We start from the raw sequence: 14,112 nt of genomic DNA, 5'->3' as shown, positions 1-14,112 counted from the left end.
CCACAAGGGATTCGGAGAGTAGGATCAACGTTCTCCGAGGAGCGTTGCAGGTGGCCTTCCCGCCGCCCAGGCTCGGAGTTTCCACGCCCGCCCAACGACGCTCGCCCCTGGATCCCGCCGGGAACCGGGAGCGGGCCCAAACGCCACGTCCGGAGCGCCCCATGAGCCTTCTTGTCGTAGGGAGCGTCGCCTTCGACGACCTCGAAACCCCGTCCGGCCGCCGGGACCACATCCTGGGCGGCTCCGCGAGCCACTTCTCCCTGAGCGCGAGCCGCTTCAATCCCGTGCAGGTGGTGGCCGTGGTGGGCGAGGACTTCGGCCCCGAGGAGTTCGGCGTCTTCGCCGGGCGCCCCATCGATCTCTCCGGAATCCGCAAGATGCCCGGCCTGAGCTTCCACTGGAAGGGCCAGTACGGCGACGACCTGAACGAGGCGAAGACGCTGGAGACCCACCTGAACGTGTTCGCCGGGTTCAAGCCGGACCTGCCGCCCACCTTCCGGGAGGCCCCCTACCTCTTCCTCGGCAACATCGACCCCGTCCTCCAGCTGGACGTGGTGCGGCAGATGAAGACCCGGCCCCGCTGGACCGCCCTCGACACCATGAACTTCTGGATCGACGGTGCCCGCCCGGCCCTGATGGAGGTCCTCAAGGAGATCGACATCCTCCTGGTGAACGAGGCCGAGGCCCGGTCCCTCACCGGCGAACGGAACCTCGTCAAGGCCTATGAGCGCATCCGCACCTTCGGTCCCCGCATCCTCGTCGTCAAGCGCGGCGAGTACGGCATGCTGCTCTTCACCCCGGAGGGCGCCTTCCCCGCCCCGGCCTTCCCCCTCGCCGACGTCCAGGATCCCACCGGGGCCGGCGACACCTTCGCGGGCGGCTTCCTGGGCTACCTCGCCCAGGCCGGCACCCTGGATCTTCCGGTCCTGAAGCGCGCCGCCCTGGCCGGGACGGTCATGGCCAGCTTCGCCGTCCAGGCCTTCGGCACCGAGCGCCTCCAGTCCCTCCAGGACGCCGACTACCAGGCCCGCGTCGACGCCTTCACCCGGATGATCTCCCTGGCCTGAGCCTCTCGAGCCTTGTGCACCGTGGCCCCGGTTGTAGAATATGGGGTCCGAACCGCTCCCGGAGCCCGATGAAAGCCTGGATCCTCGCCGCCGCGCTGCCCTTGCTGCCCCTGACGGCCCAGGCCCCGGAAGGCTGGAACCGGCGCGAGGCCCTGCCCGCGGCCCAGGGCTCCTGGTGGGGCGGCGGGCTCTGGGCGGGCAACGGGCAGGGCCCCCCGGCCACCCTTCCGGACAGCCTCGGCCTGGGCAACAGCCTCGTGGGCTCGGGCGTCAGCCTGGAAGGCGGCTTCGGCAAGGGCGCCTGGGACGTGGCCGGAACGGGCCTCGCCTACCGCGACCCCGACGGCGGGGCCCGCTTCACCCTCTACCGGGGTCACGCGTGGCGCCGGAGCCCCGGCGGATGGCTCGCGGGTCTCGAGATGGAACCCCTGGTCTGGGGCTACGGCCTCCGGGGCGGGTACCTCCTGGGCGAGTCGGCCAGGCCCTTCCCGCGCGCCCGCGTGGAATCCCCCCTGGCCCCCCTCTCCATCCGGGGCGTCAACCTGGGCACCTGGGGCTTCCAGGCCTTCCTGGGCCGGCTCGAGAACGGGCGCGTCCTCAGCACCTCCATGCAGGATCCCGAGCGCCGGCGCAAGGCCATCGCGGAGACCGGGGACCCCCAGGCGCCCTGGATCTCGGGCTTCCGGGTCGAGGCCCGGTTCGGCCCCGCCGTCGAGTTCTACATGAACTACCTCAACCTCTTCGCGGGCACCCGCAAGGGCGTGGGCATGACGGACGGCTACGGCCTGGGGGACTACGCCACCGCCGTCTTCGGCCTCAAGGACACCCTGGCCGAATCGGACATGGACTTCTCCAATCCAGGCCAGGCGGGAACCGGGGGCGCCTACCGGAACAAGGCCCGCAGCGCCTCCGAGGCGGACCTGGGAATCCGGATGCGGGTCACCTCCCTGGAGCGCCTCCTGCGGGCCGGGGACGTGCGCTTCTACCTGAGCCGGGGCACCAAGGCGGTGACCTGGAACTGGGGCACCTTCCTGCACCGGCCCCTCTACTGGCTCGGGAAGGACGTGTCCCGGGACCTGCGGAACCTCGGCCAGGGGCGCGTCAACCTCTTCTGGACCGAGACCCAGCGCAAGTCGGTGCCCAACCTCGCCGTGCCCAACGACACCCTCGGACTGACCGTGCGGTGGGAGCGGGTCCGCGCGGGCCTGGAATACCAGGACACGAGCAACTCCGCCCCCCAGCAGTACCACCGCACCTTCGCCTCCGCCACCTACCTCACGGGGTTCTACTACCAGGGCGATCCTCTGGGGGAGTCCCTGGGCGGCGAGACCCGCTGCACCACCCTCCGGGTGGAGGGCGACCTGGCTCCGACGCTGGCCGCCACGGCCTGGGTGTTGGCGGGGGATCGGCCCTTCTGGGACGACCCCGCCCTCTGGCAGGCGGCGAACCCCGGGCGCACCCCTTCCAAGGACCGGTTCCAGGCCCTGGCCACCTCCCTGACCTGGCGGGCGCCCCGGGACCTGACCCTCAACCTGGGCGCCTCCTGGGCCCGGCACGGCGCGGCGGAATTCGTGGCCGGCCGGACCCGGAACGGATTCCGCTGGTTCGCCGAGCTGGCCTGGCGTTCGCCGGGGGCCCGGCGGCGTTGAAGGGCCGCCCGGGCGCGGGCCGCCGGGGAGCGGCCGGCATTTTCTGATGTTAGGATCGTTGAATCACGGGTGAACGCATGCGCAGCACGGTTTCCTTATTGATCCTCGCGTCGGTCGCGACCCTGTCCGGACAGGACCTCGCCGAGGCCCTCAAGGCGGCGAACCAGACCCGGACCCAGGACCGGACCAGCGCCGAGCCCCAGCCCCTGGCCCTGTCCCGGGCCTCCCTCCTGGACCAGGCCAAGGGCTCCGCCGGCCAGGATCCCGCCAAGGGCTCCGCCTACGAGGACCAGGAGCGGTTCCAGGCCGAGATCGCCGCCGCCCGCGCCAAGGAGAAGGCCCCCAAGCGCTTCGCCGAGGATCTGTTCACCGCACGCCAGAGCGCCTCCACCTGGACCGAGGGCGGCATCTCCGACGACTACGTGCTGGGCGCCGGGGACCAGGTCCAGCTCAGCGCCTTCGGGAGCGCCACCTTCGAGCTGCCCCTAACCGTGGACGGGCGCGGCCAGCTCGTCGTCCCCAAGGTGGGCTCCGTCAAGGTCGGCGGCCTCAGCCTCTCCCGGGCCCGGGCCGCGGTCCAGTCCAAGGTGGCCCAGCAGTTCAGCCGCACCTCCGTCGATCTCTCCGTGACCAAGCTCCGGGAGATCCGGATCGCGGTGCTGGGGGAGGTCTACCGGCCCGGCACCTACCTCGTCCCGAGCCTCAGCAGCCTCGTCAATGTGCTCGGCCTCGCCGGGGGACCCACCGCCGCCGGCTCCTTCCGGGAGATCCGGGTGATGCGGGGCGGCGCCATCGTGCACAAGCTCGACCTCTACCCCCTCCGCGCCGAGGGCCTCGGCAACGTGAACTTCGCCCTCCAGAGCGGCGACACCGTCTTCGTGCCCCTCGCCTTCAACCAGGTCACCCTGGAGGGCGCCTTCACCCGGGTCGTCGCCGCCACCGGCGATTTGCGCCCGGTGGACGCCGCCAGCCGCAAGGCCAAGGAGGAAAAGGACCTCAAGGAACGCATCGCCCTGGAGGAGGCCCGCCTCAAGAGCGTGCCCGCCCTGAACGCCAACGCCGCCGCCGCCCGGGCCAAGGCCCTCGTCCCCACCATCGGCGCCGACGGCACCCTCGAGACGCCCGTCCAGGGCACCGAGGCCGCCCCCCTCGATCCGGATGCCCTCGAGGCCAACATCAAGAAGCTGAAAGAGCGCCTCAAGGAACTCCAGACCCCCATCCGGGGGGACCAGCGGCTGGAAATCCCCGCCGACAAGGCCAACGAACCCACGGAACGGGACCGGGAATTCGACGGCTTCCCAGGCTGGCTCATCCACTGGAAGACCATGGGCGCCGCCCCCCGCCTGCAGTTCGAGATGCTGCCGGGCGAAACCGCGGCCGACGCCCTCCGGTACGCCGGCGGCCTGGCCCTCGAGGCCTCCCAGAGCTCCCTCACCCTCCGCCGTCTGACGCCCGGCGGGGTCATCGACTCCGTCCAGGTCCCCGTGGACGGGGCGGCGGGCACCCCCCTCCGGCGCGGCGACATCCTTTCCGCCTTCGCCACCCAGGGCCACCTGGACCGGACCGTGTCCGTCAACGGCTGGATCCGGGTGCCGGGGCTCTTCTCCCGCGCCGAGGGCCTCCGCGTGGGCGACCTCCTCAAGCGCGAGAACCAGATCCTGCCCGACACCTACCTGGCCCGGGGCGAGATCATCCGCTTCGCCCCCGACCAGACCACCAGCTACCTGGCCTTCGACGTGGCCAAGGCCCTCGCCGGGGACCCCGGGCACAACGTGCCCCTCCAGGACCGGGACCGGGTGGAGCTGTACCGCACGGTGGACATGCGCCTGGCCCGCACCGTCGAGATCATCGGCCCCGTCGCGCGGCCCGGCACCTACGCCTTCCACGAAGGCATGCGGGCCTCGGACCTGCTCTTCCAGGCCGGCATCCCCCAGCGCGAGGCCAACCGGTTCGTGGCGGAGCTGGCCCACACCCGCGACGGCATCCCCAGCGAGGTCCGGAAGCTGGATCTGTCCAAGCTCCTCTCCGACGAGGGCTCCAGCCCGATCCGCCTCGAGGACGAGGCCGTCAACCCCCTCATCAAGCCCTGGGACCAGCTCTCCATCTACGGAAAACCCGACTACCGGGCCCACCGCACCGTCACCCTCATCGGCCAGGTCAACCGCCCCGGCATCTACACCCTGGACAAGGACCGGGTCGGCATCCGGGAGATCATCGCCCGGGCCGGGGGCCTCACCCCCGAGGCCATGCCCAAGGCCACCATCTTCCTCCGCCCCCTGCGCACCCCGAACCCCAATGAATTCAAGGCCGAGGACGTCCAGAATGGCGACACCAAGGCCCCCAACCTCAACGGCATCAATAGCGTTCTGGAGCGCCTCAGCGAGACCAAGCGCCACCCCAACTCCGGGGCCCTCCTGCGGCCACCCCTCCTCCACGGCCTGGGCACCAGCACCCTGGACCGGCTCGTCGTCAATATCCCCGCCATCATGAGCGGCGACCCTGCCCTGGACGTGGACCTGCAGGACGGCGACAAGCTGATCATTCCCAAGACCTCGGACAGCGCCTACATCATCGGCGAAACCGCCAGCCCCTTCATGTCCTACCACGTGAAGGAAGGCATGAAGGTGAAGGAGGTGGTGATCATGGCCGGCGGCTTCACCCGGAATGCCGACAAGAGCAACCTGCGGCTGCTCAAAGCGGACGGCCGGATCCTGGACAGCAGCGTCATGGGCCAGCCGGTGGAGCCCGGCGACGCCATCCTCGTCCCGCAGCGCATCCAGCGCGACATGACCTGGGTGGAAACGGTCAATGCCCTCACGCCGCTCGCGCTGCTCCTCAACGCGATCAAGGTCAGGTAACCCAGTCGGATCAACCCGATTGCATGGGGACACGGCAACCCCGCAACCCACGACCGCCCGCAAGCTGGGTTTTTAGTCCATGGCCGACGCCTATTTCACAGAATTCAACAAGTGAATTCTTCATGAGAGACCCGATTCTCCCGCCGTTTTTCTGGCGAGACCCAGGCCTGGGTGGTAGACTTTTTACTCCTGTCTTCACCTCGACCGCTCCAGACCCTTTTTGAGATGAGCAACCTTCTTCAAGCGATCCTAGCCCTGGTGGTGTGCCTTGCGGCATGCCAGGGCGTGATCCGCCTGGCGCCGCGGCTCGGCCTGATGGACATACCCGGGGGCCGTAGACAGCACAAGGGCCCCATCCCCCGGGTCGGAGGCCTCGCCCTGCTCCTGACCCTGGTCGGCCTGCATGCGGTGGCCGGCTCGCGGTCGCCCTACACCCCCCTGGAAGTGGGCGCGGTCGCTACGATGGGCATCCTCGGGTTCCTGGACGACCGGATGGATCTCAGAGCCCGCTGGAAGGCCACCCTGGGGCTCGCGGTCGCGATCATCCTGGCGGCGGGCGCCACCTTCCATCTGGTAGCCCAGGGCCTCCAGGCCTTCGAGATCCTGGGAATCACCTTCCCTCCCCTGCCCGGGATCACGTTCGCCCTCCTGGTGCTCCTTTTCTGGTGCATCCCTCACGGCTTCAACCTCATCGATGGCGCCAACGGATTGGCCATCGGGTTCGCCCTCGTCACCCTGGGCTCCCTGGCCATCACAGGAGCCGTCCATCCGATGCTGATGGGGGGCTTGGCGGCCCTGCTCCTGCTCAACTGGCCCAAGGCCCGCCTGTTCCTCGGTGATTGCGGCAGCCTCTCCATCGGCCTCCTCCTGGTCATCTCGGGCCTCAAGGCCCTGGCCATGCCCAGGCCCAACCATCTCCTCTGGCTCTTCGCCTACCCGATCGTGGACGTGCTCACCGTCGTCGTCATCCGGCTTCTTCTCCGGAAGCCCGTCTCTGTCGGCGACCGCAACCACCTCCATTTTCAGATCAAGGACCGGTGGCCGGCCCTGGCGAACTCCGCGGTGCCCTACCTGCTCCTGCTCGCGGCCATGTGCGCCTCGGAGATCTACCTGGCCGGGCCCTGGCTTGTCATCCCCGTGGCCGGCCTTGCCGCGCTCCTGACCACCTCCGCCTATTTCGTGGTCCTGAAGACCCGTCCCGTGCCTGCTGAAGCCGCAAGCCTCCCCCAGGCGGGTCCCGTCACCAGCCCGGTTCCCTCCGCCAAGCCCGAGAAACAGACGGCCTGGGCGAAGAACCTCACCGTCTTCCAGTGGCTGGTCGCCTTCTTCCTGGTCACCCGTCGGTAGGGTTCAGCCCCAGACCCGGCGCCCGCCGACCCACGTCCCCACGACCCGCCCGGGCAGGCTCCAGCCCTTGAAGGGGGTGTTGAAGCTCCGGGACTGGACGAAGGCCCGATCCACGTCGATGCGGGCTTCCGGGTCCACCAGGACGAAATCGGCCTCGGACCCGGGCGCGAGGCTGCCCAGCCCCAGGCGATCCAGATGGAAGACCCGCGCGGGTCCCTGGGTGAAGAGTTCGACCGCCCGGGACAGGCCGATCACCCCCCGCCCGACGAGGATTTCCAGGGCCAGGGGGAAGGCCGTCTCGAGGCCAATCACACCGAAGGAGGCGTCGCGCAGTTCGCATTCCTTGTCATCCCAGGCATGGGGCGCGTGATCGGTCGCGATGGCATCCACCGTCCCGTCCGCGATCGCCTCCAGGACCGCCTCCACATCCGCCTCGGTGCGGAGGGGCGGGTTCATCTTGAAATCCGCGTCGAACCGGGTCATCTCCCGGTCGGTGAGGGCGAAATGATGGGGGGTCACTTCGCAGGTCACGTTCAGGCCGCGGGCCTTGGCTTCGCGCACCTGGCGGAGGGCCCCGCGGGTGCTGAGATGGGCGAGGTGAAGGTGGCCGCCGGTGTGCTCAGCGAGCACGATGTCGCGGGCCACCATGGCCTCCTCGGCGGCAGCGGGGATGCCGTGGCAACCGAGGAAGGCGCTGACGGCGCCTTCGTTCATGTAGCCCTTGGCGGCCAGATTGACGTCCTCCTCGTGGGCCACCACGGGAACGCCGAGCCAGGCCGTGTATTCCAGGGCCCGGCGCATGATGGAGGCGTTCATGACCGGCAGCCCATCGTCGCTGAAGGCGACGCACCCCGCGGCCTTGAGGGTGCCGTAGTCGGCGAGTTCCTCGCCGGCGGCGCCCTTCGTCACCGTCCCCAGGGGGAAGTACCGGCAAAGGTTCGCCTTGTTCGCACGGTTCAACATCATCTCGGTGATGGCCACCGAATCGTTCACCGGCTTGGTATTGGCCATGGCGCACACGGAGGTGAACCCCCCCGCGACGGCCGCACGGCAACCCGTTTCGATGCATTCCTTGGCCGTCTGCCCTGGTTCCCGGAAATGCACATGCAAGTCGATGAAGCCGGGCAGCACCAGACGCCCCGCCGCATCGAGGAGCTCCGCGCCGGCGGGCTCCGGAAGTCCCACCCCCACGGAAGCCACCTTCCCCTGGTCAATGATCAGGGACGTGGTTTCATCGAGGCCCTGGGACGGATCGACCAGCCGAGCGTTCTTGATGAGAAGGGGCATGGAAATCTCCGAATGCCCCTTCATCTTAGCGGAACCGCCGCAGCGACGGCCTCACTCCATCTCGGCCAATTCGAGGAGTTCGTCATCCTCCTCCGCGAAGTCCCCCTCCTCGAGCAGGATCCGCTTGATCTTCCCGGATTCGGGCGCGCTGACGTAGAAGGGGGTGTGGCCGCTATCCGTGCCTTCGAGAAGCATAAGGGACTCATCCTCTTCGACTTCCTGCCCCGGGCTAACCAGGACGCCCACGACGTAGCCCGGCCATTCAGCCCTGATGATCATGCGTCCCTCCGAGGTTATGCGAGGAAAGTATGGTAAACCCACCAATCGCGCAAGATTGCCGGACACGAAAAAAAGTTGGGACCCTGGGCCGCCGGCGGAACAGACTCCCGGGAGCCATAAACATAGCGATAGGCGCTTAGAAATAATGGGTGTTATCCTTGAAGCGCCGACGTCCTCGCTCCTGGCGGCAGCGACCTCTGCAGGAAGCCCACCTCCCAACCACCCCGGCGGAGGGTTTCATGGAGGGATCGCGCAAGGGAGCCCAAAGGGGCAGCGCCCCAGGAGAATCCATGAACAAGTTGACCTTCAACCCCACCACGGTAAGCATCGACCTCGGGGGGACCCCCATCAGCATCGAGACGGGCCGCATCGCCAAGCAGGCCGCTGGTTCCGTCATTGTCCGCCAGGGCGACACCATGGTGCTCGTCGCCGTCTGCGTCGCGGAGCCCCGGGAAGGCATCGACTTCTTCCCCCTCACCGTCGACTACCGCGAGCCCGTTTTTTCCGCCGGCAAGATCCCCGGCGGCTGGTTCAAGCGCGAAGGCAAGCAGACCACGCGCGAGACCCTCATCAGCCGGCTCATCGACCGCCCTCTCCGCCCCCTCTTCGAGGAAGGCTACAACGGCGACACGGTCATCACCGCCCAGTGCATCAGCTTCGACGGTGAGCACCAGCCCGACACCCTCGCCATGGTGGGCGCCTCCGCGGCCCTGATCATTTCCGAGATCCCCTTCGTGAACCCCGTCGGCGGCGTGCGCGTCGGCCGCGTGAACGGCTCTTTCGTCATCAACCCCACCGTCTCCCAGCGCCCCGAGTCCGACCTGGACCTCCTGGTGGCCGGCACCGACGAGGCCCTGGTGATGGTGGAGTGCGGCGCCAAGGGCTTCCAGGAAGGCGACATGGTGAAGGCCCTCGAGTTCGGCCACGCCAACATCAAGACCCTCGTCAAGCTCCAGCGCGAGCTCCAGGCCAAGGTCGGCAAGACCAAGATGGCCGTCGTGAAGCCCGAGCGCAACGAGGAGATCTACAAGGCCGTCGCCGCCAAGTACGCCGAGCGCCTCCTGGCCGCCCTCACCATGAAGGTGAAGATCGAGAGCTACAAGGCCATCGACGCCCTCAAGAAGGAGGCCGTGAAGGAGTTCACGGCCGAGGCCCCCGAGCTCAAGAAGGACGTCACCGAGAGCTTCGACACCCTCAAGGAAACCCTCTTCCGCAACGCCATCCTCAAGCAGGGCGCGCGCCTCGACGGCCGCAAGTTCGACCAGATCCGCCCCCTGAACATCGAGGTGGGTGTCCTCCCTGCCGCCCACGGCTCCTGCCTCTTCACCCGCGGCGAGACCCAGGCCCTGGTTACCGCGACCCTGGGCACGGCCGAGGACATCCAGATCATCGACGGCATCGAGGAGGAGTACGAGAAGCGCTTCTACCTCCACTACAACTTCCCCGGCTACTCCGTCGGCGAGTGCAAGCCCAACCGTGGGCCTGGCCGCCGCGAGATCGGCCACGGCATGCTGGCCGAGCGCTCCATCTTCCCCGTCCTGCCCGGCAAGGAGGCCAACCCCTACACCGTGCGCGTCGTCTCCGAGATCACCGAGAGCAACGGCTCCAGCTCCATGGCCACCATCTGCGGCGGCACCATGGCCCTGATGGACGCCGGCATCAAGCTTGACGCCCCGGTGGCCGGCGTGGCCATGGGGCTGGTCAGCGACGGCGAGAAGTTCGTCGTCCTCACCGACATCGCCGGCCAGGAAGACCACTACGGCGACATGGACTTCAAGGTCGCCGGCACCAAGGACGGCATCACCGCCCTCCAGATGGACATCAAGATCGGCGGCATCACCACCGATATCCTCACCCGCGCCCTGGACCAGGCCCGCAAGGGCCGCCTCGAGCTGCTCGAGGCCATGGGCTCCGTCCTCTCCGCGCCCCGCACGGAGTACGCCGGGAACGCCCCCCAGATGCACACCATCCAGCTCCCCAAGGAAAAGATCCGCGACGTCATCGGCAAGGGCGGCGCCACGATCCGCAACATCATCGAGGTCAGCGGCTGCCAGGTGAACATCGACGACGACGGCATGTGCGAAGTCGCCGGCCCCACCAAGGAGAAGCTCGCCGTCGCCCTCAAGATGATCGGCGACCTGATCCAGAGCGCCGAGGTCGGCCAGACCTACCTGGGCAAGGTGGCCAAGGTCGTCGAGTTCGGCGCCTTCGTGACCATCCTCCCCGGTATCGACGGCCTGCTCCACGTCTCCGAGATGGCCCCCCACCGGGTCAAGAACCCCGCCGACGAGGTCAGCGAGGGCCAGGAGATCATGGTCAAGTGCATCGCGGTCGACCCCAACGGGAAGATCAAGCTGAGCCGGAAAGCCCTGCTTGCGGCGGAGCAGGCCTAAGCCCCCAGGGGCCTTCCTGCCTGGGATTGGCATGAAAGTACTTGTAGTTTCCCCAGCTTTTTGGCCCGAATCCTTCAGGATCAACGATGTCGTCCTCCACCTGGTGGCCCATGGCCACCAGGTGGAAGTTTTGGCTGGGCACCCGCACTACCCCGTCGGCCAATTCTTCCCGGGGTTCACCTGGCTAGGCCCATTCGTGGACCAGTACGAAGGTGCAACCGTGTTGCGCTTCCCTCAGTTCCCGCGGGGAAAGGGCAGGAAGTGGGAGTTGCTGTGCCAGTACGTTTCATTCGTCACCCTCGGCACGCTGCGCGTCCTTCTTGCGGGCCGGTTTGACTGGGATGCCGTTTTCGTTTTTCAGTCTTCACCCGTCACAGTGGCACTCCCTGGCCTTTTTGCCAGCAGCCTGGCTGGAGCAAGGCGGATCATCTGGGTTCAAGACCTATGGCCTGAGGTGATGGACGACGCTGGGGTTCAGATCCCAAAAGGCCTCCTTGGCCCCATCCGTTGGCTGAGCCATTCAATCTATCGAGCCTTTGATCGCGTCCTGACTCAGAACGAAAGCATGATTCCCGTTCTCGAGGAGGCTGGCGTCGAGAAGAGCCGCATGGCCAACGTCTACAACTGGGCTGACGCCTGCTTTGATCAGCCCTGGCGACGGCTGCCCGAGAGAACTACCTTCACGGTCATGGTGGCTGGCAACCTTGGAAGGGTCCAAGCCATTCCCACGGTCCTGGGGGCCGCGAAGCTCCTTCGCGATGAGCCTCAAATCCGATGGATCCTTCTTGGGGATGGCCCCATGGCAGGGTCGTCAAGGGAGCTGATCGAGCAGTGGGGCCTGGGGCATTGCGTTGAAATGCCGGGAAGCAGGCCCCCATCGGAGATGCCTGCATGGTACGAGCGGGCCGATGCCATGCTGGTCAGCCTGAACAGCGGCGAGGCCCTCGAAAGGACGGTTCCCAGCCGCCTTCAAGGCTACCTTGCCTCGAGGCGACCCATCATCGTTTCTGGCAATGGAGAAGCGGCGAGGCTTGTGACCCTCGCTGGCGCGGGCGTCGCAGCTCCAGCCGAAGATGCCAAGGCACTCGCCGAACAGGTCATGTCCCTGTCGCGCTTGCCGATTGAAGAACGTGAGCGAATGGCTTCGGCCGGGCTTGCGTTCTATAAATCACACTTCTCGATGCAGGCGTGCATGGATCGGATCGAAGCCGAAATTTCAGGTGCTAGCGTTGTCAAACCATTGGGAACATTCAACTCAGGCCAATAGGCATGCTATGTTTATTTACCATGTGACCCACGCGATTCATGGCAGGCATGTCGACCCTTCGCCCTCAGCCCTGCTTGGAGGTCTTGCTTGAAACTTTACGTTGCCGGCTCAGATGGATTTGTTGGCTCGGCCATCTGTACCGGGTCCCGTCACAAGACGGATATCGTGGGGCTGTCCCCCATTTCAACTCCTGGCAGTGGACGACTTGACCTGTTGGACCTCGGGCAATTCGATTTCGGCAGCCTTGAACCCGGCAGCACGGTTGTATTCACGGCCGCAATCTCATCGCCGGACAAGTGTTCCGAGGCCCCTGAAGAGACAGCCAAGATCAACGTCCAGGGAACCTCCCTCTTCATCGAGAACGCCCTCGGCCGCGGTTGCCGAGTCATTTTCTTCTCCTCCGATGTTGTTTTCGGGCATGCGGATACTCCGCCCGAAGAAGAATCGCCCTTGTGCCCCTTCGGCATCTACGGCCAACAGAAGGCCGAGGTGGAAGGAAGGTTCAGGGGGGAGGCCGAATTCAAGGTTGTGCGGCCCTCCTACATCGTTTCCATCAAGGACAAATTCACGTCTTACCTCCTCAACGCTGCGGCACTTGGGCGAAAGGCCGAGGTATTCCATCCGTTCCTGCGATCCGCAATCCACCTGGATGACGTCATCGAAACCATCGACCGGCTTCATGAGGCCTGGGGGGCCTTCCGGTCTCCATCCATCAACCTATGCGGACCAAGGCTGGTCTCGCGCGCAGACCTGGCGGCAATGGTCAAAAAGGTTGTGGCACCTGACCTGGCTTTCGATGCGATTCCGCTGTCCGACGCATTCCTCAAGTCCAGGCCGGCGCGCATCCACATGAAATCCAACCAGATTGAAACGATTCTCGGCCGGCCGCCTCTCGATATCGAAGCCGCCTTGGCCGCCGAACTCAGGAGGGTCTAGAACGATGAAAAAGCGTGCGCTCATCACGGGGATCACAGGCATGGTCGGCTCTCATCTGACCGACTTCCTGCTCGAAAATACGGATTGGGAAATTCATGGACTTTGCCGGTGGCGCAGTCCGCTGGACAACCTGGAGCACATTCTTCCCAGGATCGCCGCAGGAGACCGTGTCCAGCTCATCTATGGCGACCTCAACGACTACGTCTCCCTGAGGAATGCCGTCGCCGAGGCCAAACCGGACTTTGTTTTTCATTTGGCCGCCCAGAGCTTCCCCAGGACGAGCTTCGAGTCCCCCGTGGACACGCTGAACACGAATATTCTTGGCACAAGCCGTCTGCTTGAGGCCCTGAGGGCCGAGCCCGGGATCGACCCGACCATCCACGTATGCGCCTCCTCCGAGGTGTTCGGACGCGTACCCAAGGAGAAGTTGCCGATTGACGAAGAGTGCACGTTCCATCCGGCCTCTCCGTATGCGATATCCAAGGTGGGAACCGACCTGGTGGGCCGATTCCATGCCGAGGCCTACGGCCAGAAGGTCATGACCACCCGCATGTTCACGCATACCGGCCCGCGGCGGGGTGATGTATTCGCGGAATCCACCTTCGCGAAGCAGATCGCGATGATCGAGGCGGGGCTGGTCCCTCCCGTGGTGAAGACGGGAAACCTCGATTCCATGCGAACCTGGGCGGATGTGCGGGATGCGGTCCGGGCCTACTACATGCTCGTCACCGTGAACCCCCAGCCGGGAGCTTATTACAACATCGGGGGAACCTATTCCTGCACGATCCGGGACATGCTGCAGAAGCTCTTGAGCCTTTCCACCGTTTCCGGCATCGAGGTCATCACGGACCCCGTCCGGCTCCGCCCGATCGACGCGGACCTCCAGGTTCCCAATACGAGGAAATTCACTGAACACACAGGCTGGAAGCCGGAGATCCCCTTCGACAAGACCATGAGGGACCTGCTGCAGTATTGGCGCGACCGGATTTCGCTCGGACATCGGTTCCTTACGCGCTGACTCGAGCAACC

Annotated in this window: 10 protein-coding genes and 1 riboswitch; of the genes, 8 read left to right on the top strand and 2 right to left on the bottom strand. The window is 66.4% G+C overall.

Features of this window, described 5'->3' with window-relative positions:
* Positions 1-30: 30 nt before the first annotated feature.
* Positions 31-110, top strand: a riboswitch (S-adenosyl-L-homocysteine riboswitch).
* A 51-nt stretch (positions 111-161) separates the two neighbouring features.
* The 4 genes from R2J75_RS01345 to R2J75_RS01330 all read left to right on the top strand — a co-directional run bounded on the left by R2J75_RS01345 (position 162) and on the right by R2J75_RS01330 (position 6,921).
* Positions 162-1,067, top strand: a complete 906-nt coding sequence (locus R2J75_RS01345) for a PfkB family carbohydrate kinase (protein WP_316410935.1) — start codon at positions 162-164, stop codon at positions 1,065-1,067.
* Positions 1,068-1,135: 68 nt separating this feature from the next.
* Positions 1,136-2,716, top strand: a complete 1,581-nt coding sequence (locus R2J75_RS01340; RefSeq protein ID WP_316410934.1) for a capsule assembly Wzi family protein — start codon at positions 1,136-1,138, stop codon at positions 2,714-2,716.
* A 77-nt stretch (positions 2,717-2,793) separates the two neighbouring features.
* Positions 2,794-5,574, top strand: coding sequence for a polysaccharide biosynthesis/export family protein (locus R2J75_RS01335; RefSeq protein ID WP_316410933.1), 2,781 nt, complete (start codon positions 2,794-2,796; stop codon positions 5,572-5,574).
* Positions 5,575-5,889: 315 nt separating this feature from the next.
* Positions 5,890-6,921: an MraY family glycosyltransferase gene (locus R2J75_RS01330; protein WP_316410932.1), complete on the top strand. Its 1,032-nt coding sequence runs from the start codon at positions 5,890-5,892 to the stop codon at positions 6,919-6,921.
* 3 nt (positions 6,922-6,924) lie between these two features.
* Here R2J75_RS01330 and R2J75_RS01325 read toward each other — a convergent pair whose 3' ends face one another.
* Together R2J75_RS01325 and R2J75_RS01320 are read right to left on the bottom strand one after the other, a co-directional pair.
* On the bottom strand, positions 6,925-8,214 hold the full coding sequence (locus R2J75_RS01325; RefSeq protein WP_394365904.1) for a dihydroorotase: 1,290 nt from the start codon (positions 8,212-8,214) through the stop codon (positions 6,925-6,927).
* Between the two features lie 45 nt (positions 8,215-8,259).
* Positions 8,260-8,487: an acetyl-CoA carboxylase biotin carboxyl carrier protein subunit gene (locus tag R2J75_RS01320; protein ID WP_243330209.1), complete on the bottom strand. Its 228-nt coding sequence runs from the start codon at positions 8,485-8,487 to the stop codon at positions 8,260-8,262.
* A gap of 290 nt (positions 8,488-8,777) precedes the next feature.
* Here R2J75_RS01320 and pnp point away from each other — a divergent pair, with 290 nt between their 5' ends.
* The 4 genes from pnp to R2J75_RS01300 all read left to right on the top strand — a co-directional run bounded on the left by pnp (position 8,778) and on the right by R2J75_RS01300 (position 14,101).
* Positions 8,778-10,880, top strand: a complete 2,103-nt coding sequence (pnp, locus tag R2J75_RS01315; protein WP_243330208.1) for a polyribonucleotide nucleotidyltransferase — start codon at positions 8,778-8,780, stop codon at positions 10,878-10,880.
* A gap of 31 nt (positions 10,881-10,911) precedes the next feature.
* Positions 10,912-12,147, top strand: coding sequence for a glycosyltransferase family 4 protein (locus R2J75_RS01310; RefSeq protein WP_243330205.1), 1,236 nt, complete (start codon positions 10,912-10,914; stop codon positions 12,145-12,147).
* A gap of 87 nt (positions 12,148-12,234) precedes the next feature.
* A complete protein-coding gene (locus R2J75_RS01305) occupies positions 12,235-13,083 on the top strand; it encodes an NAD-dependent epimerase/dehydratase family protein (RefSeq protein WP_243330202.1) in 849 nt (282 codons plus the stop codon).
* A gap of 4 nt (positions 13,084-13,087) precedes the next feature.
* Positions 13,088-14,101, top strand: a complete 1,014-nt coding sequence (locus R2J75_RS01300; protein WP_243330200.1) for a GDP-mannose 4,6-dehydratase — start codon at positions 13,088-13,090, stop codon at positions 14,099-14,101.
* Positions 14,102-14,112 lie beyond the last annotated feature (11 nt).

This window comes from Mesoterricola sediminis, from assembly GCF_030295425.1.
Classification (GTDB): Bacteria; Acidobacteriota; Holophagae; order Holophagales; family Holophagaceae; genus Mesoterricola; species Mesoterricola sediminis.
This window is presented reverse-complemented; position numbering and strand designations above follow the sequence as displayed.

What these genes read in the sequence shown, in the direction of transcription:
- pnp (WP_243330208.1), top strand. Translation starts at nt 8,778, where the DNA reads ATGAACAAGTTGACCTTCAACCCCACCACGGTAAGCATCGACCTCGGG.
- R2J75_RS01320 (WP_243330209.1), bottom strand. Translation starts at nt 8,487, where the DNA reads ATGATCATCAGGGCTGAATGGCCGGGCTACGTCGTGGGCGTCCTGGTT.
- R2J75_RS01335 (WP_316410933.1), top strand. Translation starts at nt 2,794, where the DNA reads ATGCGCAGCACGGTTTCCTTATTGATCCTCGCGTCGGTCGCGACCCTG.
- R2J75_RS01340 (WP_316410934.1), top strand. Translation starts at nt 1,136, where the DNA reads ATGAAAGCCTGGATCCTCGCCGCCGCGCTGCCCTTGCTGCCCCTGACG.
- R2J75_RS01330 (WP_316410932.1), top strand. Translation starts at nt 5,890, where the DNA reads ATGGACATACCCGGGGGCCGTAGACAGCACAAGGGCCCCATCCCCCGG.
- R2J75_RS01300 (WP_243330200.1), top strand. Translation starts at nt 13,088, where the DNA reads ATGAAAAAGCGTGCGCTCATCACGGGGATCACAGGCATGGTCGGCTCT.
- R2J75_RS01345 (WP_316410935.1), top strand. Translation starts at nt 162, where the DNA reads ATGAGCCTTCTTGTCGTAGGGAGCGTCGCCTTCGACGACCTCGAAACC.
- R2J75_RS01310 (WP_243330205.1), top strand. Translation starts at nt 10,912, where the DNA reads ATGAAAGTACTTGTAGTTTCCCCAGCTTTTTGGCCCGAATCCTTCAGG.